The following is a 19,242-nucleotide window of genomic DNA, read 5'->3' on the forward strand; positions in this document are numbered from 1 at the left end:
CACGGATGTCGTAGCACACGTTGGCGAGCTTGCTGGACTTGGCGACGGTCTTGAGCACGGGAGAGGTCCGATTCAAAAAGGGTTGGGGAACAGGCCGCGAAGGCGCAGAAGGGCACAAAAGGTAGAATTTACCGCATCCCGACCCCTCCCGGCATCCGTGCCGCGTGCCGTGAAACTCCAGCCCGACCGCATCGATGGCGTCAACGCCATCTTCTCCACCACGGCCGACATGGTCTCGGTGAACAACCAGACCAGCCTGCAGCACTGGCGCAGCAGCGTGATCGTGCCGTTCAAGGGCGAGGTCGTGGCCTGGGCCTGCACGCGCCACGAGGATCTGCGCCGCGAGGATTTCGATGCACTGATGGCTTACAAGCCGGAACTCGTGATCTTTGGCAGTGGCCCGAAGATCCGCTTTGTCCACCCATCGCTGATCCGCACGCTGATCGACGCCCGCATCGGCGTGGAGTGCATGGACACACTGGCCGCCTGCCGCACCTACAACGTGCTGGCCAGTGAAAACCGGCGGGTCGTGGCGGCGCTGCTGATCGGGTGAAGCCCGCATCCAGGCCCATCCCGCCGGATGGGAGAAGCTCCCCATATGGACTTATAATAGATGGCTTATCCCCGTCAGGGATCCTCAGACTCAAAGAAATTGCATGACGCCCGCTCTCAACAAACCTCTTCCGGAACTTGAAGCGAATGCAACCGGCGGCGTGAAATTCACCCCCCAGGCGTTCCTCGGCAAAACGGTGGTGCTGTATTTCTACCCGAAAGACAACACGCCCGGCTGCACCACCGAAGCCATGCAGTTTCGTGACCACCACAAGGACTTCGTGGGCGCAGGCGCCGTGGTGTTCGGTGTGTCGCGTGACAACATGGCCTCGCACGACAAGTTCAAGCAGAACATCGAACTCCCCTTCGAGCTGATCGCCGACACCGAAGAAAAGCTCTGTCACATGTTCGGCGTGGTCAAGAACAAGATCATGTATGGCAAGAAGGTCAAGGGCATCGAACGCTCGACCTTCCTGATCGATCCTGCCGGCGTGCTGCGTGCCGAATGGCGTGGCATCAAGGTGGCCGGCCATGTCGAAGAGGTGCTCAAGGCTGTGAAGGAGCTGAAAAGCCCCGCTTGAGCAGGCTTGGCGGCACGGGCTGCCTGTGCATAATGGGTTCATGCGTTTAAGACATGAACCGCATCCGCCGACCAACGAGAAGCCGCACAGCTTGCTGTGCGGCTTTTTCTTTTTCCAGTGACGCCATAGCTCATGCCTCTGCCCAAACCTCCCGCCAAGCGCGGCTCCCTCCTTGACCCCTCTGCCTTCGATGCACAGGCCGCGCCCAAACCCGCGCGCCGAACGCTGAAGGCCCCGGCCGAAGAGACCGTCACCCTGGAGCTGCAGCCGCCCCCCCCGCCGGCTGCCGCACCGCCAGTTGCCAAGCCGGTGCCGATGGGTCTGCCCATCAAGGCTGCCGTGGCACCGTCAGCCCGTCCGGCCCCCGTCGCCAAGCCGGTGCCCAAGGCATCCCGCACGCGTTCCGCCCGCACCGGCCCCGCCAAGCTGTTCGTGCTCGACACGAACGTGCTGATGCACGATCCGATGTCGCTGTTCCGCTTCGAGGAACACGACATCTACCTGCCGATGATCACGCTCGAAGAACTCGACGGCCACAAGAAGGGCATGAGCGAGGTCTCGCGCAATGTCCGACAGGTCAGCCGCGAACTTGACGCGCTCGCCGCCAGCCAGGGCGATTCGGCGAAGTTCGATCCCGCCATCGGCATCCCGCTGGCGCGCACCGGCCACAAGGACGCGGGCGGCAAGCTCTTCTTCCAGACCACCTTCGTCGATTTCAAGCTCCCCGACGGTCTGCCGCAGGGCAAGGCCGACAACCAGATCCTCGGCGTCGTGCAGGCCCTGCGCACGCAGCAGCCCGAGCGCGAGATCGTGCTGGTGTCCAAGGACATCAACATGCGGATCAAGGCGCGCGCGCTGGGCCTGCCCGCGGAGGACTACACCAACGACAAGACGCTCGAAGACGGTGACCTGCTGTACACCGGGGTAATGGCGCTGCCGGCGGACTTCTGGGAGCGCCACGGCAAGACGATGGAGAGCTGGCAGCAGGCCGGCGTCACCTTCTACCGCATCAGCGGGCCGCTCGTGCCGTCGCTGATGATCAACCAGTTCGTCTACCTGGAGAGTCCGGGCAACGCGCCGCTGTACGCCCGCGTCACCGAAATCACCGGCAAGTCGGCGGTGCTGAAGACGCTCAAGGACTACACCCACGCCAAGCAGGCCGTCTGGGGTGTCGTGGCGCGCAACCGCGAGCAGAACTTCGCGCTCAACCTGCTGATGGACCCGGACTGCGACTTCATCACGCTGACCGGCACGGCAGGCACCGGCAAGACGCTGATGACGCTGGCCGCTGCGCTCAGCCAGGTGCTCGACGAGCGGCGCTACACCGAGATCATCGTCACCCGCGTCACGGTGCCGGTGGGCGAGGACATCGGCTTCCTGCCCGGCAACGAGGAGGAGAAGATGAGCCCGTGGATGGGCGCGCTCGACGACAACCTCGAAGTGCTGGCGCGGGGTGAAACCGGCGCGGGCGAGTGGGGCCGTGCGGCGACCAACGACCTCGTGCGCAGCAAGATCAAGATCAAGAGCCTGAACTTCATGCGCGGGCGCACGTTCCTGAACAAGATCGTCATCATCGACGAGGCGCAGAACCTCACGCCCAAGCAGATGAAGACGCTGATCACGCGGGCCGGCCCGGGCACCAAGATCATCTGCCTGGGCAACCTGGCGCAGATCGACACGCCCTACCTCACCGAAGGCAGCTCGGGTCTGACGTTTGCGGTGGACCGTTTCAAGGGCTGGCCACACGCCGGGCACATCACGCTGGCGCGCGGCGAGCGGTCGCGGCTGGCGGACTTTGCCTCGGAAGTTCTTTGAGTCAATACGCTTGAAGAATTGAAAAACACCTTGAAAGCGCCACACGGCGCTTTTTTCATGTGCATTCATCCATGGTGTCGCACCAAATACGTGCCAATCGTGTCGGGAAGTCACGCATTATTCATGCGTGAACTATGCCCGTTTCTGGCATTGACCGACCCGCTGTGTTGACTATGATCGCCCGCAAACAAAAATCACAACCATTACCCGCAGCAGGAACCAGTCGAGAATGTACGGAGGCGACCACTCAGCAGCGTTCGACGCCGCCAGGCAAGCCCTGCATGGCGGTCAGGCACCGCAGGCCAGGGCATTGGCCACCGCCCTCTTGTCGCAGGCCAAGTCCGCCGGCGATCTGCTGACCCAGGCGCGCGCCTTCCACCTGCTCGCCCGCATCGAGCACCAGCACGCCGACCTCAGCGCCGCCTTGTCGCTGGCGCGGCAGTCGGCCCACCTGCTCCACGTCCTGAACATCCCGCTGGAGGAATCGGCGGCCCTGTCGCACGTCGCCCACCTGTCCACGCTGCTGGGCCTGACCGAAGAGGCGGTCGAAAGCGCCACGCTCAGCGTGCGGCTGGTCGATGCACTGCCGCCGGGGATGCACACGGTCGATGCCTACAACTACCTCGGCGTGGCGTCCATCGCGGTCGATGCGGCGCATGCGGACAAGGTGCTGTGCAAGGCGGTCGCACTGGCGCAGGATCTGCTCGCTCCCCAGGCCGCCGTGCGCCCGATGAGCAACCGGCTGTTCAACGAGCTGTACCGGCTGGAGCTGTGCCGACAGCAGGCGCTGCCGACGGTGGTGCGGCCCGTGATCCAGGAGGAACTGGCGCGCTACACGGCGCTGCTGGATGAGCGCCATGGCCTGCGCGCGGACACCACCCCATTCGGCGCCGCGATGCTCCGCGCCACCTTGCACACCGCCCGCGCCGGCCTGCTCGCCCACAGCGGTGCATTCGACGCCGCCCTGGACGCCGCCGAACAGATCGATCTGGACGCCATTCCCCTGTGGATGCAGGGCTTCGTACACTTCGTGCGCGCACGCTGCCAGCTCGCCGCCGGCCACTGGCAAGCCGCACTCGCCACGACCCACCACACGCTCGCCATCGCGGCGGCGCAAGGCCAGATTCCCTTCACCCTGCTGTCGCACTACCAGCGCATGGAAGCCTTCGAGGCGCTGGGCGACACCGGCCAGATGCTGCGGGAATTCCGCGCCTTCCGTGCCCACCAGCTCCAGCAACAGGCCGAAACCCTCATCAGCCGCGAGCGCGTGGCGGCGCTGCGGCTGGCCTGGCGCGAACAGACCCGCGCCATGGAAGTCCTGCACAGCAGCACCCGCGCCCTCGAACAGTTGACCCGCGAAGACCCGTTGACCGGACTGGCCAACCGCCGCGCACTGGAGCTGTGCCTGGACGACCTGCTCTCGCAACACCCGAACCAGCCGGCCGTGCCATGGTGCCTCGTGATGCTCGACATCGACGGCTTCAAGCAGATCAACGACCGCTACTCCCACGTCCTGGGCGACCACGTCCTGCGCCAGATGGGGCAACTGCTGCGCGAGGTGGTGCGGACGCAGGATCTGGCCGTGCGGCTGGCGGGCGACGAGTTCGTGCTGATCCTGCGCGACACAACCGAGGCGGTGGGGCAACAGGTCATCGACCGGCTGGCGACAGCGATCGACCAGCACCCCTGGATCACCCTGCAGCCCGGACTCGCCGTGCGCGTGAGCATCGGGCTGGCGCAGGCGCTGGACGGTGACACCAGCACCAGCCTGCTGCTGCGCAGCGACATGCGGATGTACGCCGACAAGGCCGACAAGCTCGCTCGCCACTTCAGCCGCACCGCCCCGCTCAGCCCGCCCGCGCCCGACTGAACGCGGCGACTGGCTGGCAGGCCACGATCCGCCCGCCCTCCAGCACCGCCACGCCATCGGCCAGCGCCGCGACCACCGCGGGGTCGTGCGTGATGCACAGCAGGGCCACCCCCGTTTCACGCTGCAAGCTGCGCAGCAGGGCCAGGAGCTGCGCCTGCGCCTGCCCGTCCAGCGACGCGGTCGGTTCGTCGCACACCAGCACCTGCGGCGCGATCACCAGCGCCCGCGCCAGCGCGCACCGCTGGAGCTGCCCGCCCGACAAGGCGTGTGGCCGCCGCCCCAGCAGTGCCTCGTCCAGCCCGACCCGCGCCACCATCGCCCGCGTGCGTCCCAGCCGCTCGGCCGCCGACCACTCGGGCCGCAGCGCCTGCAAGCCCTCCGCCAGCGACTCGGCCAGCGTCAGGCGCGGATCGAAGGCCGCCAGCGCATCCTGGAACACCATCTGCACCGACGCCCGCGCCCGCCGCAGCGCCGCGCCCCGCACCGCGTGCAAGGCCACGCCCGCGATCTCCACCACGCCCTCCACCCGCGCCCGGCCCGCCAGCAACTGCACCACCGCCTGGGCCGCCGTCGTCTTACCGCTGCCGGAGGGGCCGACCAGCGCCAGCGTGCGCCCCGGTGCGAGGCGGAACGACACGCCGTGGAGCACCTCCCGGTACGCCGGCCGCCACGCCCCACGCCAGCCAACGGACAAGGGATACGCCACGCGCAGATCCCGGACCTGCAGCACCGGTGCCGAGTCCGCGGCCTCCGCCGCCGCGGACACCGGGACAGCCGCCGACCGGGCAGGTGCCGACACGGCCACGCCCGGCATCCGCACCACCGCATCGGCGTACCGTGCCACCAGCGCCGCGTCGTGGCTGATGAGCAGCAGGCCCAGCCCCCGCTCCCGCTGCAGCCCCCGCAGCAGGTCGAGCACCCGGCCCTGCGTGGCGGTGTCGAGCGCCGAGGTCGGCTCGTCCGCGATCAGGAAATCCGGCTGACAGGCCAGCGCCAGCGCGATCGCCACCCGCTGCTGCTGCCCGCCGGAGAGCTGGTGCGCGTAGGTCCGCAGCCCGCCCGGCAGATCGGCCAGCCCCACCCGCGCCAGCCACTGCGCCGCCTGCTGGTGTGCCACGGCACCACGGGCGGTGGTGTGGGTCTCGATGGACTCCACCAGTTGCGCGCCGATCGCGCGCACGGGGTTCAGGCTGCCGCCCGCGTCCTGGAACACCAGCCCGATGCGCCGCCCCCGCACCCGCTGCAGCGCCGCCAGCGGCTCGTCCAGCAGGTCCACCCCGTCCAGCCGCACAGACCCCGCCTCGATGCGCAAGGCGGGCGGTGGCAGCCCGATGAGCGTGCGCGCCACCAGCGATTTGCCGCAGCCGGACGGCCCGACCAGCGCCACCGTCTGCCCGCGTGCCAGCCGCAGGTCCAGCCCGTCCACCACCCGCGGCTGCCCCGGCCACGCCAGACACAAGCCTTCAACGTGGAGCATGGGGGTCTCCCGCTTCACGCACGCCGTCGGCCAGCAGGTTGAGCGCCAGCACCAGCGTCACCATGCCGACGAATGCCACCGACATCGGCCACCACACCAGCGGCGTGCGCGTCCACTCGGCGCGGGCGGCGTGGACCATGCCGCCGAAGCTGTCGAAGGCCGGATCGACCCCCAGCCCCACGAAGCTCAGCACCGCCTCGTACAGCACCAGCGCCGACACGTCGAGCACCGTCGTCACCAGCACTACCGGCAGGAGCTGCGGCAGCACATGCCGGAACACCAGCCGCCACGGCCCCAGCCCCAGCCCGGTCGCGGCCTGCACGAACGCCAGCGCCGCCACCTGCCGCACCCGCGCCCGCACGAGGCGGCACAGCCCCGTCCAACCCGTGGCGCCCAGCAGCAGGCAGAGCAGGAACACCTTGGCGTCCGCCCGCTCCAGCGCGCTGGCGTAGCGGTCGGGGTCGCGGTCGATGTGGAACTGCGCCAGCAGCACGCCCGCGGCGATCAGCAGCACGTTCGGCACCGCCTGCAGCACCGCGCAGAGGTATTGCACCGCCGCGTCCACCCACCCCCGCCGCCAGCCCGCCCACAGCCCGAGTCCCAGCGCCAGCGGCAGCGTCGCCACCGACGCGAGCACGCCGATGACCCACGCCGTCCGCACGCTGCGCAGCGCCTGCACGCCCACGTCCTGCCCAGTGCGGTCGGTGCCGAGCAGGTGGTAATGCCCGCCCAGCGCGACCGCCACGCCGGCCAGCACCGCGAGCAGCGTCGCCGTCGCCCATGCAGTGCGCAGTGGCAGCGGCGGCCCGTCTCCCGGCGGCCGACCACGGCACCACCACCGCACCACCGCCGCCAGCGCCAGCATGGCCAGCAGCGCCGCACCCGCACCCGCCGCGCCCCGCCGCAGCACATCGCCCGACCACTGACGCGGTGGATCGACCAGATGCGCGCCGCCATGGAGCAGCCGCGGAAAGTCGCGCACGGGCGTGCCATCGGCGGCGACGGACACCGCTTCGCGGCCGAAACCCTGCCACGCCAGCGGCCGGGAGTAGCTCGTCTCTCGCATCGCCCGCGGTCGGGACAATGCCACCTCCAGCAGCGACTCGGTCAGCGCGTCTGTCCTGCCCCGCAGATGCACGCTGTCCAGCAGCGCGATGCCCGCCAGCCCCCCCAGCACCACCGCCGCCGCCATCGCCGACCGGGGCACCAGCGCCCGCCGACACGCCGCCCGTGCCGCGGGATGCCGCCACAGGTGCCAGACCCACACGGTCAACCCGAGCGCCAGCCCCTGCATCGCCGCGTCCGTCCACAGCCAGACGAGCTGCACGCCACTCATGGCGAGCGCCCCACCCGCGGATCGGCCCACGCGCAGGCCAGGTCCACCAGCGCGTTCGTTCCCACCACCAGCACCGCGCCCACCCACACCAGACTGCGCACCACGGCGAAATCCTGCGCCGCGATCGCGTCCACCACGTAGGCACCCAACCCCGGCAGCCCGAAGAACTGCTCCACCACCACGCTGCCCAGCACCACCGTCGGCACGCTGTTGCCCACGCTGGTGAGGATCGGCACCAGCGCCTGCCGCAGCACGCACTGCCCCATCACCCGCGCCGCCGACAGCCCCCGCGCCTGCGCCGCCCGCACCGGCGCCGAGTCGAGCGCCTCCAGCAATGCTGCCCGCTGAAACCGCACTTCACCCCCGAGCCGCGCGAGCACCGCCAGCACCACCGGCAGCACCAGGAACCGCACCCCCTCCCCGCCCGGCACGAACCCCGACGCAGGTGCCAGCCGCCACACCCCCGCCACCACCGCCTGCCCGAACACCAGCACGAACAGCGTCGAAACCGCCAGCAGCACGCCGCACAGCGCCAGTCCCCACGCCTCGGCCCGCGTGTGCCGCGCCCACGCCAGCCCCGCTGCCAGCAGCGTGCTCATCCCCAGCAGCCCCACGACCACCGGCCCCGCCAGCGCCAGACTCACCGCCATGCGCTGGCGGAGTTCGTCGCCGATGTCGCCCGCGCCCTGCGCATCCGGCGGGCCGAAATCGCCTTGCAGCAGCGAGGCCGTGCGCAGCCAGAACACGGTGTCGGTGAGCTGTGCCGCGCCGGTGCGCTGGTCGTTGTGCCAGAGCGGGCGGTCGTAGCCGCGGGCGGCCTTCCATTGCACGACCTGCACCTCGGTCAGGCGCTTGCTGCCCAGGTTCTGGCGCGCCATGTCGTCCGGCGTGTGGAGGGTGAAGAACAGCGCGAAGGTCAGCAGGTGAACCCCCGCCAGCACTGCCCCCGCATGGCCCAGCCGCCGCAGCACGAACCCGAGCATCTCAGCGTCCCGCCCGGTGCAGCGCGCGCAAGGTCTGGCGCTGCCGACGCCGCTGCCAGCGCCAGCCCGCCCACGCCAGCCCACCCGCCCCGAACACCACCAGCCCCACCGGCACGGCCCACTGCGGCGCATTCCAGTCCCGCTGCTGCGCCACCCGATCCGCCACGTCCAGCCGCAGGTAGCGCACCCCGTCGCGCACCACGCTCGACGGCTTGGCGTTGCGCACCCACCGCTGGTAGGCCCCGCCCGCAGAGGGAAAGTAGCCGAAGCTCCACGGCGCGTCCTCCTGCACGGTGCGCACCATGGCGTCGAGGCGTGCCTGCCGCGGTGGCCCGTCCGGCACCTCGCGCAGCGCCACGTAGTCGCGGTCGAAGGCGGGGCTGGCGTAGTTGCTCAGGTTCTCGCCACCGGACACCGCCTTGCCGTTCGGGCCGTGCAGCAGGGCGAGGAAGTTTTCGGCGTCGGGGTAGTCGGCCAGCCAGCCGGACCAGTAGATCTGGTGCTGCCCGCGGCGCACCTTTTCCTGGAACTGGTTGTGGTCGGTGGCGCGCACGTCCAAGCGAATGCCTAGCTTGGCGAACTGGCGGACCATCCAGTCCAGATCGGCCTTGCGCTCGGGGGTCGGAGCGCCGAAGTAGTCGTAGTGCAGCACCAGCGGGTGGCCGGTGCGGGAATCGCGGCCGCCGGGATGACCGGCCGCCACCATCAGCGCCTGCGCGTCGGCGATCGGGCGGCGCTGCGGGCCTTGGGGCGTGGCGCGGTGGGTGATGGGGTTGTGGCGGCCGGGCTGGCCTTGCGGCGAGCCGAACAGCCCCGGCGGAATCGGCGACATCGCGGTCTCGCCGGCATCGGTCGGGAAAATGCGGCTGCGCTCCTCCCAGTCGATGGCGATGGAGATGGCTTGCCGCAAGGCGCGGTGGCGGGCGCGCTCGGCGTCCGACTGGCCCCAGCCGACAACGGGATCGTCGAGGTTGAAGCCGAGGTAGTAGACGCTCAGGTCGGCGTAGCGCGGCAGTTGCAGCCCGCGGGCGGTGAAGTCGCGGCGCGTGTCGGGGTCGTCGGCCATGTCGGACTGCAGCGCCGCGCCCCACTCGTCGCGGTCCAGCAGCGGCACGTCGAGGTAGCCCTGCAGGAACTTGCCGCGCACCGCCAGCCGCTCCGGCTCGATGCGGAACTCGACACGGTCGATGAACGGCGTCGGCCGGCCACAGTCGGCGAGGCGGCCGGTGGTGCGGTCCTCGTCCGTGCCGTCGCAGGGATAGGGCACGCCGCGGTAGTGCGGATTGCGGGCCAGCACATGGCGGCGGTCCTGCTCGGACACGACGAGGTAGTACGGCCCGGTGCCGACGGGCCAGCGGTCCAGCGACAAGCCTTGCCGCGCCATGCCGGGCTGGGCGTAGAAGGCGTCGGCTTCCCACGGCACGGGGGCGAGGAAGGTGGTCGCCATCCAGTGGTCCCACTGCGGCAGGCGGCCCTTCAGGCGGATGCGCAGCCGGTGGCGGCCCGGGGCGGACACGCCCGCCAGCGGCCAGCGGCGGAAATCGAGGAAGGGCCGGTCCGCCGCGCCCGGCGGATGGCCCTGCAACAGCCGCGCATCTTCGCGGCGCACCTGCTCGGCGTAGTCCTGCATCCCCACGACGTGTTCGGTCAGCACCGCCAGGAACGGCGCCGGCACCCGCGTCGTCGCATGGCGCTTCAGGGCGTAGACGTAGTCCTCGGCGACCAGCTCGCGGGTGCCCTGATGCGGAAAATCGAGCGGACTGCGCCGTGTGGCGATCTCGGCGCGGGTGAGCTGGTGGTAGCGCAGACGGCCTTGTGCGTCGGTGGCGAAGGCGGGGTGCGGCTGGTAGCGGATGCCAGGCTGGAGCGGGATGTCGTAGACGCTTTCGGCCACCTGCACGGCGGGTGCGTCATCGGGCAGGACGTGGCCGGCGCGGTCGAGCAAGGTCGGTTTCACCAGTGCCGCGGCAGTCTTCGGGACCAGCCGGTAGGGGCGGTGCAGGTAATGCACGCCATAGAGCGGCTCGTAGACCTGGTAGGTGAAGGGACTCTCGTTGCTCCAGTAGGAGGCGGTCGGATCCAGGTGGTGGGGCGAGTGTTCGGTGAAGGCGGTGTAGAGGGTGTTCGACGCGGCGGCGGCGGGCGGGTACGGGCTGTTGCTGCAGCCGGCCAGCAGCAGCACGCCCACCCACGCCAGCCGCCACACCGTCAGTCGCCCCAGAGCATCAGGACATCGCGCCCCTGCACCACCAGCTCGATTTCCACGCCCACCGGCAACGTCACCTTGGTCGGCACATGCCCGAACGGCAGCCCGGTCAGGATGGGCGTGTCGCAGACCGAGCGCAGGTGCTGCACCATCGCCTTGAGGTTGTAGCCGCGGTCCAGCGGCGACTTCCGCCAGTTGCCGAAGTCGCCCAGCACGATGGCCTTCTGCGCACCGAGCACACCCGCCTGGTGGAGCTGCAGCAACTGGCGCTCGACGCGGTACGGGTGTTCGTTCACGTCCTCGACGAAGAGCACGCCGCCCGTCACCGTGGGCCAGTGCGGCGTGCCCAGCAGCGAGCACAGCACCGTGAGGTTGCCGCCCCAGAGCGTGCCCGTCACCTCCAGCCCGTCGAAGCCCGCTTCGGTGCGGAAGCCCACCGCCTCCAGCTCGCCGGACATGGCCTCGCAGAAACAGTCCGGCGTGATCTCGTCGAGTCCGCCGTCCGCGTCCGCCCGGCCGAAGTCGTCGCAGGCGAGCGGGCCGGCCCAGCTCGGGGTGTTCGTGTGGGCGAGCAGGCCGAGCTGCAGAGCGGTCTGGTCGCTGTAGCCCACCCAGCGCGTGCCGCGGGCGGCGGCGTCGGCGAGCAAGGGCCAGTCGATGCGGTCCAGCAGCCGGGTCAGGCCGTAGCCGCCACGGGAGGCCATCGCGACGGACGGCGCGGCACGGGCGACGCGGTGCAGCGCGGCCAGCCGCAGGTCGTCGTCGCCGGCAAAACGCTGGAACTTGGCGGTGGCGCTTTCGTCGATCTGCACGTCGAAGCCCAGCGTGCCGAGGCGCTTGGCGGCCAGCCGGATCGGCGCCACCTTGGCGAGGACGCCGGACGGGCTGTAGATCGTCAGCGTCGGGCGCTCGGCGGGGGCGTCGAGAGCGGTGGGTGCGCGCGCAAGGTCAGTCATGGGAGCAGTCCGGGTGCAGGGTCGGGGAGGATTCTTCGGTCAGCGCGTCCGCATCGTCGGCGGCCAGCTCGCACGCCTCCCCGGCGGGGATCGGCGCAGCGGGCGGCGATGGTAGCGCGGCGTCGCCGCGTTCCTCGGCACGCTCCTGCAGCCGCTGCGCCTTCTGTTCGGCGCGGCGCCGGGCGAAGAACGCACGCAGCAGGTCGCCGCACTGGTCGGCCAGCACGCCCCCTTGCAACGCCGTGTGGTGGTTCAACTGCGGCTGGGCGAACAGGTCCACCACCGAGCCAGCGGCACCGGTTTTCGGGTCGTAGGCGCCGAACACCACCCGCTTGAAGCGCGCATGGAGCAAGGCCATCGCGCACATCGCGCACGGCTCCAGCGTCACGAACAGCTCGCACTCGGGCAGGCGGTAGTTCTCCAGCAGCGTCGCCGCGTGGCGCAGAGCGACGAGTTCGGCGTGGGCGGTGGGGTCGTGCGTGGTGATCGGGCGGTTGTAGCCGGTGGCGATGACCTGCCCGTCGCGCAGGATCACGGCGCCGACCGGCACTTCGCCGACCAGTGCGGCGTTGAGCGCCTGGTCGAGCGCGAGGCGCATGGCGTGTTCGTCGGCGGGCGAGCAGGCCATGGCGGGTATTTCGGGGGTCACGGGAGCTTCAGGCATGGTCGGAGATTATGCTGGCGCGATGTCCAATGTCCTCGCCCAACCGCCCGACGACGCGCTGCCCGCACTGGCCCGGGCACTGTCGCCGCGCATCCACCTCGGCACCTCCTCGTGGAGCTTCCCCGGCTGGGCGGGACTGGTCTGGGCCGGCATGCACCGCGATGCCGAACTCGCCCGCGATGGCCTGCACGCCTACGCCCGGCATCCGCTGCTGCGCACGGTCAGCATCGACCGCAGCTTCTACCGCCCGATGACCACCGCGCAGTTCGCCGAGTACGCGGCGCAGGTGCCGGACGATTTCCGCTTCATCGTCAAGGCGCCGGCCCTGGTCGCGGACGCCGTGCTGCGCGCTGCGGATGGCCGGGGGGTGCAGCCGAACCCGGCGTTCCTCGACCCGCGCACCGCCATCGACGCCTTCGTGCAACCGGCGCTCGACGGGCTGGGCCACAAGATCGGCGCGCTGGTGGTCGAGATCCCGCCGCTGCCGTCCGTGCTGCGGCGCGACATGCCGGCGCTGTTCGGGCGGTTGGCGCGCATGTTGGCCGCCCTGCCCGCACTGGCGCCCACCGCGCCGGAGGGGGTGATCGCCGTCGAGGTGCGCGATGCGGACTGGCTGGTGCCGGCGTTCCGGGATGTGCTGCGGGAACACGGCGCACGCTACTGCCTCGGCCTGCACCCCCGCCTGCCGCCGATCGCGGAACAGCTTCCGTTGCTGCGTGCCATGTGGCCGGGGCCGTTCGTGTGCCGCTGGAGCCTGAACCGGCTGCACGGCGCCCAGGGCTACGAGGCGGCCAAGTCGGGCTATGCGCCGTTCGACCGGCTGGTCGATCCCGATCCCGAGACCCGCACCGCGCTGGCCCGCATCGTGCGCGGCACGGCAGCGGCGGGGTTTCCGGTCTACGTCAGCGTCAACAACAAGGCGGAAGGCTGCGCGCCGCTGTCGGTGGTGGCGCTGGCGCAGGCCGTGATCGCCGAGACCTGACTCGGCTTGGCTCGGGCAAGATGGACGCCATGCTCGACGCCCAATCCGACCTCGCCCCCCTGCCCGACACCCCGCTCGGCCGCTACCGCCACTACAAGGGCGGCGAATACGAGGTCATCGGCGTCGCCCGCGACAGCGAGACGCTGGCGCCCATGGTGGTCTACCGGCCGCTCTACAACGCGACCGGCCTGTGGGTGCGGCCCCATGCCATGTTCATGGGGACCGTGTGCCTCGATGGACAGACCGTGGCGCGGTTCCAGCCCCTGCCACCCTGATCCCTTGAACGCCAGGGGCAACAGCACGGCAAAGCGCCGGCTGTTGCGGCTTTTGCACCTCCGGGTGCTGCCTACAGTCATGAGCGACGCTGCCCGCCCTCGCCCACATGACTGCACCCCTGCACGACCACCCGGCAAACCGCCTGCTGCTGCACCTGTCGCGGGTGCTGTGGCTGACCCTGTGCGGATGCCTGTGGGTCGCGGCGCCCTTCGCACAGGCTGGCACCACCCCGCCGTGCCAAGCCCCCTGCCAGACCGACCTCGCCGGCACCTGGCGCTTCCTGCCCGGCAACCTGGTCGGCGCTCCGCAGTTCGACCCCGCCCAGCGCAGACCCGATGCCCAGTGGCGTGACATCCGCGTCCCGGCGAACTGGCACCTGGAGGGCATCGACCACAGTGGCGTGGCCTGGTACCGCAAGGAATTCGAGGCCCCCGCCGCCGCGCCCGCCACCCGGGCCCTGCTCCAGTTCGGCGGCATCGACTACTTCGCCGATGTCTGGCTGAACGGACGCTACCTCGGCGCGCACGAAGGTTATTTCGAGGCGTTCGCCTTCGACGTGACGCACGCGCTGCGCCCCGGCCAGCGCAATGAACTCGTGGTGCGTGTGGACAGCCCGGTCGAGCACCCCAGCGCCTGGTCGCTGCGCAAGCGCCTGATCAAGGGCATCTTCTCGCACCACGACACCCGCCCCGGTGGCGCCTGGTCCACGCGCGGACAGGAGCAGAACACCGGCGGCATCTGGAGCGAGGTCACCCTGCGCTTCGGGCAGCCACTGGTGCTCGACGAGCCGCAGGTGCGCAGCCGCGTGGACACGGCGGCCGGCACTGTCGCGGCCACCGTGACGCTGGGCACCTGGAGCGACACCCGCCGTCCGACGCCGCCCGCCGAGCTGGAGCTGACCTTCACGCCCCACAACTTCACGGGCCGCAGCTACCGGGAGCGGCGCGCCTGGCCGGTCGCGGCCGGGCACACGCACCAGTCGATCGACATCGCGCTGCCCGCGGCCGAGCTGTGGTGGCCGGCGGAGCTGGGACAGCCGCACCTCTACCGCGTGCAGGCCACGCTGCGCAGCGGTGGCCGCGTGCTCGACCAGCGCGAGACCGTGACCGGGCTGCGCGAGGTGCGGGTCGATCCCCGCACCCAGCAGTGGCACGTCAACGGCCAGCGGCTGTTCCTGCGCGGCACCAACTACATCCCCACCCAGTGGCTGGCCGAGATGGACAGCGGCGCCTACCGCCGGGACATCGCCCTGATGCGCGCCGCCCACGTCAACGCCGTGCGTGTCCATGCCCACGTCGGCGACCGCCGCTGGTACCGCGCCTGCGACGAGGCGGGGCTGCTGGTCTGGCAGGACTTCCCGCTGCAGTGGGGCTACACAGACAGCCCCGAGTTCCAGACCGAAGCCCAGCGCCAGGTCGCCGCCATGGTGCGCACGCTCGACAGCCACCCGTCGATCATCGCCTGGAGCCTGCACAACGAGCCACCCTGGGACGCCTGGTGGATGAAGTACAAGTATCCGGACTACGACCCGCACCAGAACCGCGTGCTCGACGACGATCTGGAACGCACCGTGCGGCATCTCGACAGCAGCCGCTACGTCCACAAGGCGTCCACGTCCGGCGAGCACCAGTGGCAGGGCTGGTACTCGGGCCACTGGACCGACTTCAACAAGCCCACCACGCACGCGCTGGTGACGGAGTTCGGCGCGCAGGCACTGCCCGGCATCGCCTCGCTGCGGCGCCTGTTCAACGAGGACAACCTCTTCCCGGACACCGACAAGAAGCTTGAAGCCTGGCAGTACCACAACTTCCAGCCCGACGAGACCTTCAAGAACGCCAAGATCAGCAAGGGCAAGAACATCCACGCGTTCATCGCCAACAGCCAGACCTACCAGGCCCGGCTGATCCAGCTCGCCGCGGAGTCGCTGCGCCGGCAGAAGTACCACCCGGTCGGTGCCATCTTCCAGTTCATGTTCGTCGAGGACTGGCCCTCGATGAACTGGGGCGTGGTCGATTACTGGCGCGTGCCCAAGGCCGGCTACGACGCCCTCGCCCGCGCCTACCAGCCGCTGCTGCCCAGCATCGAGTGGGACCAGGAACAACCCGCCGCCGGCAGCGTGGCCACGTTCACGCTGTGGCTGGTGAACGACACGCTGCAGTCCCACACCGCACTGGCCTACGCCTGGCGCCTGGCCTGCAACGGCAAGACGCTGGCCGAGGACCAGTTCACCGCCGCCGTCGAAGCCGACGCCGCCACCCGGCTGCGCCGCATCGAATCCCCCGCCCTGCCGCCAGGCAGTTGCACCCTGCGCGCCACCGTGACCAGCGCACAGGGCACCCCTCTCGCCGACAACCAGCATGACTTCAATGTTCTCTGACCGCTCCACCCGCCACGGACGCCACCCGCGCCACGCCAGCGTGAACGTCCTGCGCCTCGGACTCGGCCTGTGCGCTGGACTGGTGGCGGCGGGCGCGCTGGCGCAGACCACCGCCGGCAGCCTCGCTGGCGTGGCGCCTGCGCCTGCGCAGCCTGTGCTCAACCAGCTAGGCAGCAAGCCCGGATGGCCCCTGCACGCCCGGCTCGTGCAGACCGAGCGCGACAACCGTCCGGTCAAGGCATCGGTGATCGACCTCGCGAACGGCGCAGCGGTGCGCAACCTCGTCGCCGGACCCGGTGCGCTGGACGCCGACAGCGGCGACTGGATCCGCAACCTCGATCTCGGCGCGCCGCTGCCCGCGGGCCGTTACGCGCTGCAGATCGCCGGGCTGGAGCCGGTGCGCTTCGAGGTCGGGAACGCGGTCTACCAGCCGCTGCACCGGGCGCTGCTGCGGGCGTTCTACCTGCAACGCTGCGGCGCGGCGCTGCACGATGCGGAAAGCGGTCTCGACCACCCCGTCTGCCACGCCGAGGACGCCACGCTCGCCCACGCCGACGAGGTCAACCCGAAAGGCCACCCCCTGGGCGCGGCCGGTGGCTGGCACGACGCGGGCGACTACGGCAAGTACGTCTCCACCACCGCCGTCGCCATCGCCCGGATGCTGGCCGTCTACGAACGCGACCCGGCCCGCTACGCCGACGACGCCACCGGCATCCCGGAAAGCGGCAACCGCACACCCGACCTGCTCGACGAGATGCGCATCGGCCTGGACTGGATGCTGGCAATGCAGCGGCAGGACGGCGCCGTCTACCGCAAGCTCGGTGGTCCGAACTGGCCGCACAAGAAAGCGCCGCACGAAGATGTCGTGCCGCGGCTGGTCTACGGCGTCAGCTCACCGGAAACGGCCAAGGCGGCAGCCACCTGGGCGCAGGCCGCCCGGTTGTTCGCCACGCACGACGCAAAAACTGCCGCCCGCTACCTCGACGCGGCGCGGCGAAGCTGGGCCTGGCTGGAGGCGCAATCCGGCCCGGCCCAGCGGTTCGACTACACCGAGGGCGACGACAACGGCTCCGGCCCCTACCGCGCCAACGCGACCGACACCGAAGCCTCGCTGACCTACGACTGGGACGACCGGCTCTGGGCCGCCACCGAGCTGTACCTCACCACGCGGGAAGCGCCGTACCTGAAGCGCATGGAGCAGTGGCTGCCGCAAGCCCCGCTGAACCTGTTCGAGTGGAAAGACCCGTCGGCGCTGGCCATGTCCTACCTGCTGTGGCACCCGGCGCTGCAGGGGCGCGAGGATCTGGCCGCTCCGGTGCGCCAGCGCATCCTGCAGCGCGCCCGCGGTCTTTCGGAGCAGCACCGCAAGAGCGGCTGGGGCATCGCCAACAACCGCTTCGTCTGGGGCTCCAACAAGATGACGGCCGAGGAAGGCATCACCCTGTGCATGGCCTACCAGATCGGCGGCAATCCGCAGTACCTGGCCGCCGCCCGTGACCAGCTCCACTACCTGCTCGGGCGCAACCACTTCGGCAAGTCTTTCGTCAGCGGTGTCGGCAGCGACGCGGTGCGCGAGGTCAGCCACCTCTGGTACCAGGTCAGCCACCAGCCCATCCCGGGGCTGTTCGTCGGCGGGCCGAACACGCTGGAGCAGTCGAACATCGGCCCCAAGGGCCGCGGCCCGCTGAGCTGGATCGACGACACCCGCTCCTACGCCACCAACGAGTTCGCGCTTGACTACAACGCCAGCCTCATCGGCTTGCTGGGCGAGCTGGAAACGGACTGCCACACACGCCGCCCTGCCCGCTGACCCTTGCGCCGACCGCGCCAATCGCATCTCTCCACAACAACAACCGCTGGAACCTCGATGACCCGTCCGCACCACGCCCACCAACTCGGCCGCCGCACCGTCGCCCTGGTCCTCGCCGGAGGCCGCGGCTCGCGCCTGAAGCAGCTCACCGACCACCGCGCCAAGCCGGCGGTGTTCTTCGGCGGCAAGTTCCGCATCGTCGATTTCGCGCTGTCGAACTGCGTGAACTCGGGCCTGCGCCGCATCAGCGTGATCACGCAGTACAAGTCGCATTCGCTGCTGCGGCACCTGCAACGCGGCTGGAGTTTCCTGCGCGGTGAACTCAACGAGATGATGGAGCTGCTGCCCGCCCAGCAACGCATCCACGAGGACCACTGGTACCGCGGCACCGCCGACGCCGTCTACCAGAACCTGGACATCCTGCGCAGCAAGCGGCCGGCCTATGTGCTGATCCTGGCGGGCGACCACGTCTACAAGATGGACTACTCGATCATGCTGGAGGACCACGCCGCCAGCGGCCGGGCCTGCACCGTGGGCTGCATCGAGGTGGACCGGCAGGAAGCGTCGGCCTTCGGCGTGATGTCGGTCGATGCCGAGCGCCGCATCACCCGCTTCGACGAGAAGCCCGCCGACCCTGCCCCCATGCCCGGCAAGCCCGGCCGCTCGCTGGCCAGCATGGGCATCTACATCTTCAACGCGGACTACCTGTTCCACCTGCTGGAGTCCGACCTGGACAACCCGGCCAGCCAGCACGACTTCGGCGCCGACATCATCCCCCGCGCCGTCGCCGACGGGCAGGCGCACGCGCACCCGTTCTCGCTGTCCTGTGTCACCACCAACAGCGAGGCGGTGGACTACTGGCGCGACGTGGGCACGCTCGACGCCTACTGGGCCGCCAACCTGGATCTGGCCGAGGTATTGCCACAGCTCGACCTCTACGACACCGAGTGGCCGATCTGGACCCACCAGTTCCAGACCCCGCCAGCCAAGTTCGTGCGCGGGCGGGATGGCCGACTCGGCGTCAACTACAACACCATGGTCTCCAGCGGCTGCATCGTGGCCGGCTCGCACCTGTCGCACAGCGTGCTGTTCTCGAACGTGCGCATCGAGACCGACAGCCACATCGACGGCGCCGTGATCATGCCCGGCGCGGTCATCGGCGAGGGCTGCCGCCTGCACAACGTGATCATCGACTGCGGCAGCCAGTTGCCACCCGGCACGGTCATCGGCGAAGACCCGGTCCACGACCGCCTGCGCTTCGAGCGCACGGAGCAAGGCGTCACGCTCGTCACCCGCTCGATGCTGGAGACACCTGTGGCCAGAACTTGAGCGGCTGGGACGCCGCAGATGCCCTGGG

14 protein-coding genes and 3 pseudogenes are annotated in these 19,242 nt (G+C 70.1%); 11 read left to right on the forward strand and 6 right to left on the reverse strand.

Annotated features, from left to right (window positions below; translation table 11 throughout):
- Positions 1 to 169 precede the first annotated feature (169 nt).
- From QZW52_RS04625 to QZW52_RS04640, 4 genes are all read left to right on the forward strand, one after another.
- The gene (locus QZW52_RS04625; protein WP_293995808.1) at positions 170 to 553 is read left to right on the forward strand and encodes an Mth938-like domain-containing protein; all 384 of its coding nucleotides are present in this window, start codon (positions 170 to 172) and stop codon (positions 551 to 553) included.
- Positions 554 to 656: 103 nt separating this feature from the next.
- A complete protein-coding gene (locus QZW52_RS04630; protein WP_293995810.1) occupies positions 657 to 1,133 on the forward strand; it encodes a peroxiredoxin in 477 nt (158 codons plus the stop codon).
- A gap of 132 nt (positions 1,134 to 1,265) precedes the next feature.
- Positions 1,266 to 2,948 carry a PhoH family protein gene (locus QZW52_RS04635; RefSeq protein WP_293995812.1) on the forward strand — a complete coding sequence of 561 codons (1,683 nt, stop codon included), beginning with the start codon at positions 1,266 to 1,268 and terminating at the stop codon, positions 2,946 to 2,948.
- Between the two features lie 229 nt (positions 2,949 to 3,177).
- Positions 3,178 to 4,818 carry a GGDEF domain-containing protein gene (locus QZW52_RS04640; protein WP_293995814.1) on the forward strand — a complete coding sequence of 547 codons (1,641 nt, stop codon included), beginning with the start codon at positions 3,178 to 3,180 and terminating at the stop codon, positions 4,816 to 4,818.
- Here QZW52_RS04640 and QZW52_RS04645 read toward each other — a convergent pair.
- From QZW52_RS04645 to tadA, 6 genes are read right to left on the reverse strand one after another with little or no spacing between them, the layout of a single operon-like run.
- On the reverse strand, positions 4,796 to 6,295 hold the full coding sequence (locus QZW52_RS04645) for an ATP-binding cassette domain-containing protein (RefSeq protein ID WP_293995816.1): 1,500 nt from the start codon (positions 6,293 to 6,295) through the stop codon (positions 4,796 to 4,798). The two genes, QZW52_RS04640 and QZW52_RS04645, sit on opposite strands and share 23 nt — an antisense overlap.
- Positions 6,282 to 7,631, reverse strand: coding sequence for an ABC transporter permease (locus QZW52_RS04650; protein ID WP_293995818.1), 1,350 nt, complete (start codon positions 7,629 to 7,631; stop codon positions 6,282 to 6,284). The genes QZW52_RS04645 and QZW52_RS04650 overlap by 14 nt, the downstream gene beginning before the upstream one ends.
- A complete protein-coding gene (locus QZW52_RS04655) occupies positions 7,628 to 8,614 on the reverse strand; it encodes an ABC transporter permease (protein WP_293995820.1) in 987 nt (328 codons plus the stop codon). Before QZW52_RS04655 ends, QZW52_RS04650 begins: the two co-directional genes overlap by 4 nt.
- A 1-nt stretch (position 8,615) precedes the next feature.
- Positions 8,616 to 10,820 (reverse strand): ABC transporter substrate-binding protein, encoded by a 2,205-nt coding sequence (locus QZW52_RS04660; protein ID WP_293995822.1) that lies wholly within the window; start codon positions 10,818 to 10,820, stop codon positions 8,616 to 8,618.
- A 2-nt stretch (positions 10,821 to 10,822) separates the two neighbouring features.
- On the reverse strand, positions 10,823 to 11,776 hold the full coding sequence (locus tag QZW52_RS04665; protein WP_293995824.1) for an LD-carboxypeptidase: 954 nt from the start codon (positions 11,774 to 11,776) through the stop codon (positions 10,823 to 10,825).
- Entirely contained in the window at positions 11,769 to 12,440 is a 672-nt protein-coding gene (gene tadA, locus QZW52_RS04670) for a tRNA adenosine(34) deaminase TadA (RefSeq protein WP_434738273.1), read from the reverse strand. Before tadA ends, QZW52_RS04665 begins: the two co-directional genes overlap by 8 nt.
- 22 nt (positions 12,441 to 12,462) lie before the next feature.
- Between tadA and QZW52_RS04675 the strand changes: the two genes are divergently transcribed.
- From QZW52_RS04675 to glgC, 7 genes and pseudogenes are all read left to right on the forward strand, one after another.
- Positions 12,463 to 13,422, forward strand: a complete 960-nt coding sequence (locus QZW52_RS04675; protein WP_293995826.1) for a DUF72 domain-containing protein — start codon at positions 12,463 to 12,465, stop codon at positions 13,420 to 13,422.
- Positions 13,423 to 13,451: 29 nt separating this feature from the next.
- The gene (locus tag QZW52_RS04680) at positions 13,452 to 13,697 is read left to right on the forward strand and encodes a DUF1653 domain-containing protein (protein WP_293995828.1); all 246 of its coding nucleotides are present in this window, start codon (positions 13,452 to 13,454) and stop codon (positions 13,695 to 13,697) included.
- A 107-nt stretch (positions 13,698 to 13,804) separates the two neighbouring features.
- A pseudogene (locus QZW52_RS19265) lies at positions 13,805 to 14,317 on the forward strand (glycosyl hydrolase 2 galactose-binding domain-containing protein); the annotation flags it as partial.
- A pseudogene (locus QZW52_RS19270) lies at positions 14,303 to 14,803 on the forward strand (hypothetical protein); the annotation flags it as partial. The pseudogenes QZW52_RS19265 and QZW52_RS19270, both read left to right, overlap by 15 nt.
- Before the next feature lie 45 nt (positions 14,804 to 14,848).
- Positions 14,849 to 16,075: pseudogene (locus QZW52_RS19275) on the forward strand (glycoside hydrolase family 2 TIM barrel-domain containing protein); the annotation flags it as partial.
- A complete protein-coding gene (locus QZW52_RS04690) occupies positions 16,065 to 17,885 on the forward strand; it encodes a glycoside hydrolase family 9 protein (protein ID WP_293995832.1) in 1,821 nt (606 codons plus the stop codon). The pseudogene QZW52_RS19275 and the gene QZW52_RS04690, both read left to right, overlap by 11 nt.
- A 57-nt stretch (positions 17,886 to 17,942) precedes the next feature.
- A complete protein-coding gene (glgC, locus tag QZW52_RS04695; RefSeq protein WP_293995834.1) occupies positions 17,943 to 19,214 on the forward strand; it encodes a glucose-1-phosphate adenylyltransferase in 1,272 nt (423 codons plus the stop codon).
- The last annotated feature ends 28 nt before the right edge of the window (positions 19,215 to 19,242 follow it).

The sequence above is a fragment of the Sphaerotilus sp. genome (assembly GCF_013299175.1).
Classification (GTDB): domain Bacteria; phylum Pseudomonadota; class Gammaproteobacteria; order Burkholderiales; family Burkholderiaceae_C; genus Sphaerotilus.

Excerpts from the sequence above, each read along its gene's own strand:
- QZW52_RS04630 (WP_293995810.1), top strand. The coding sequence starts at position 657 with ATGACGCCCGCTCTCAACAAACCTCTTCCGGAACTTGAAGCGAATGCA.
- QZW52_RS04635 (WP_293995812.1), top strand. The coding sequence starts at position 1,266 with ATGCCTCTGCCCAAACCTCCCGCCAAGCGCGGCTCCCTCCTTGACCCC.
- QZW52_RS04640 (WP_293995814.1), top strand. The coding sequence starts at position 3,178 with ATGTACGGAGGCGACCACTCAGCAGCGTTCGACGCCGCCAGGCAAGCC.
- QZW52_RS04645 (WP_293995816.1), bottom strand. The coding sequence starts at position 6,295 with ATGCTCCACGTTGAAGGCTTGTGTCTGGCGTGGCCGGGGCAGCCGCGG.
- QZW52_RS04650 (WP_293995818.1), bottom strand. The coding sequence starts at position 7,631 with ATGAGTGGCGTGCAGCTCGTCTGGCTGTGGACGGACGCGGCGATGCAG.
- QZW52_RS04655 (WP_293995820.1), bottom strand. The coding sequence starts at position 8,614 with ATGCTCGGGTTCGTGCTGCGGCGGCTGGGCCATGCGGGGGCAGTGCTG.
- QZW52_RS04665 (WP_293995824.1), bottom strand. The coding sequence starts at position 11,776 with ATGACTGACCTTGCGCGCGCACCCACCGCTCTCGACGCCCCCGCCGAG.
- tadA (WP_434738273.1), bottom strand. The coding sequence starts at position 12,440 with ATGCCTGAAGCTCCCGTGACCCCCGAAATACCCGCCATGGCCTGCTCG.
- QZW52_RS04675 (WP_293995826.1), top strand. The coding sequence starts at position 12,463 with ATGTCCAATGTCCTCGCCCAACCGCCCGACGACGCGCTGCCCGCACTG.
- QZW52_RS04680 (WP_293995828.1), top strand. The coding sequence starts at position 13,452 with ATGCTCGACGCCCAATCCGACCTCGCCCCCCTGCCCGACACCCCGCTC.
- QZW52_RS04690 (WP_293995832.1), top strand. The coding sequence starts at position 16,065 with ATGTTCTCTGACCGCTCCACCCGCCACGGACGCCACCCGCGCCACGCC.
- glgC (WP_293995834.1), top strand. The coding sequence starts at position 17,943 with ATGACCCGTCCGCACCACGCCCACCAACTCGGCCGCCGCACCGTCGCC.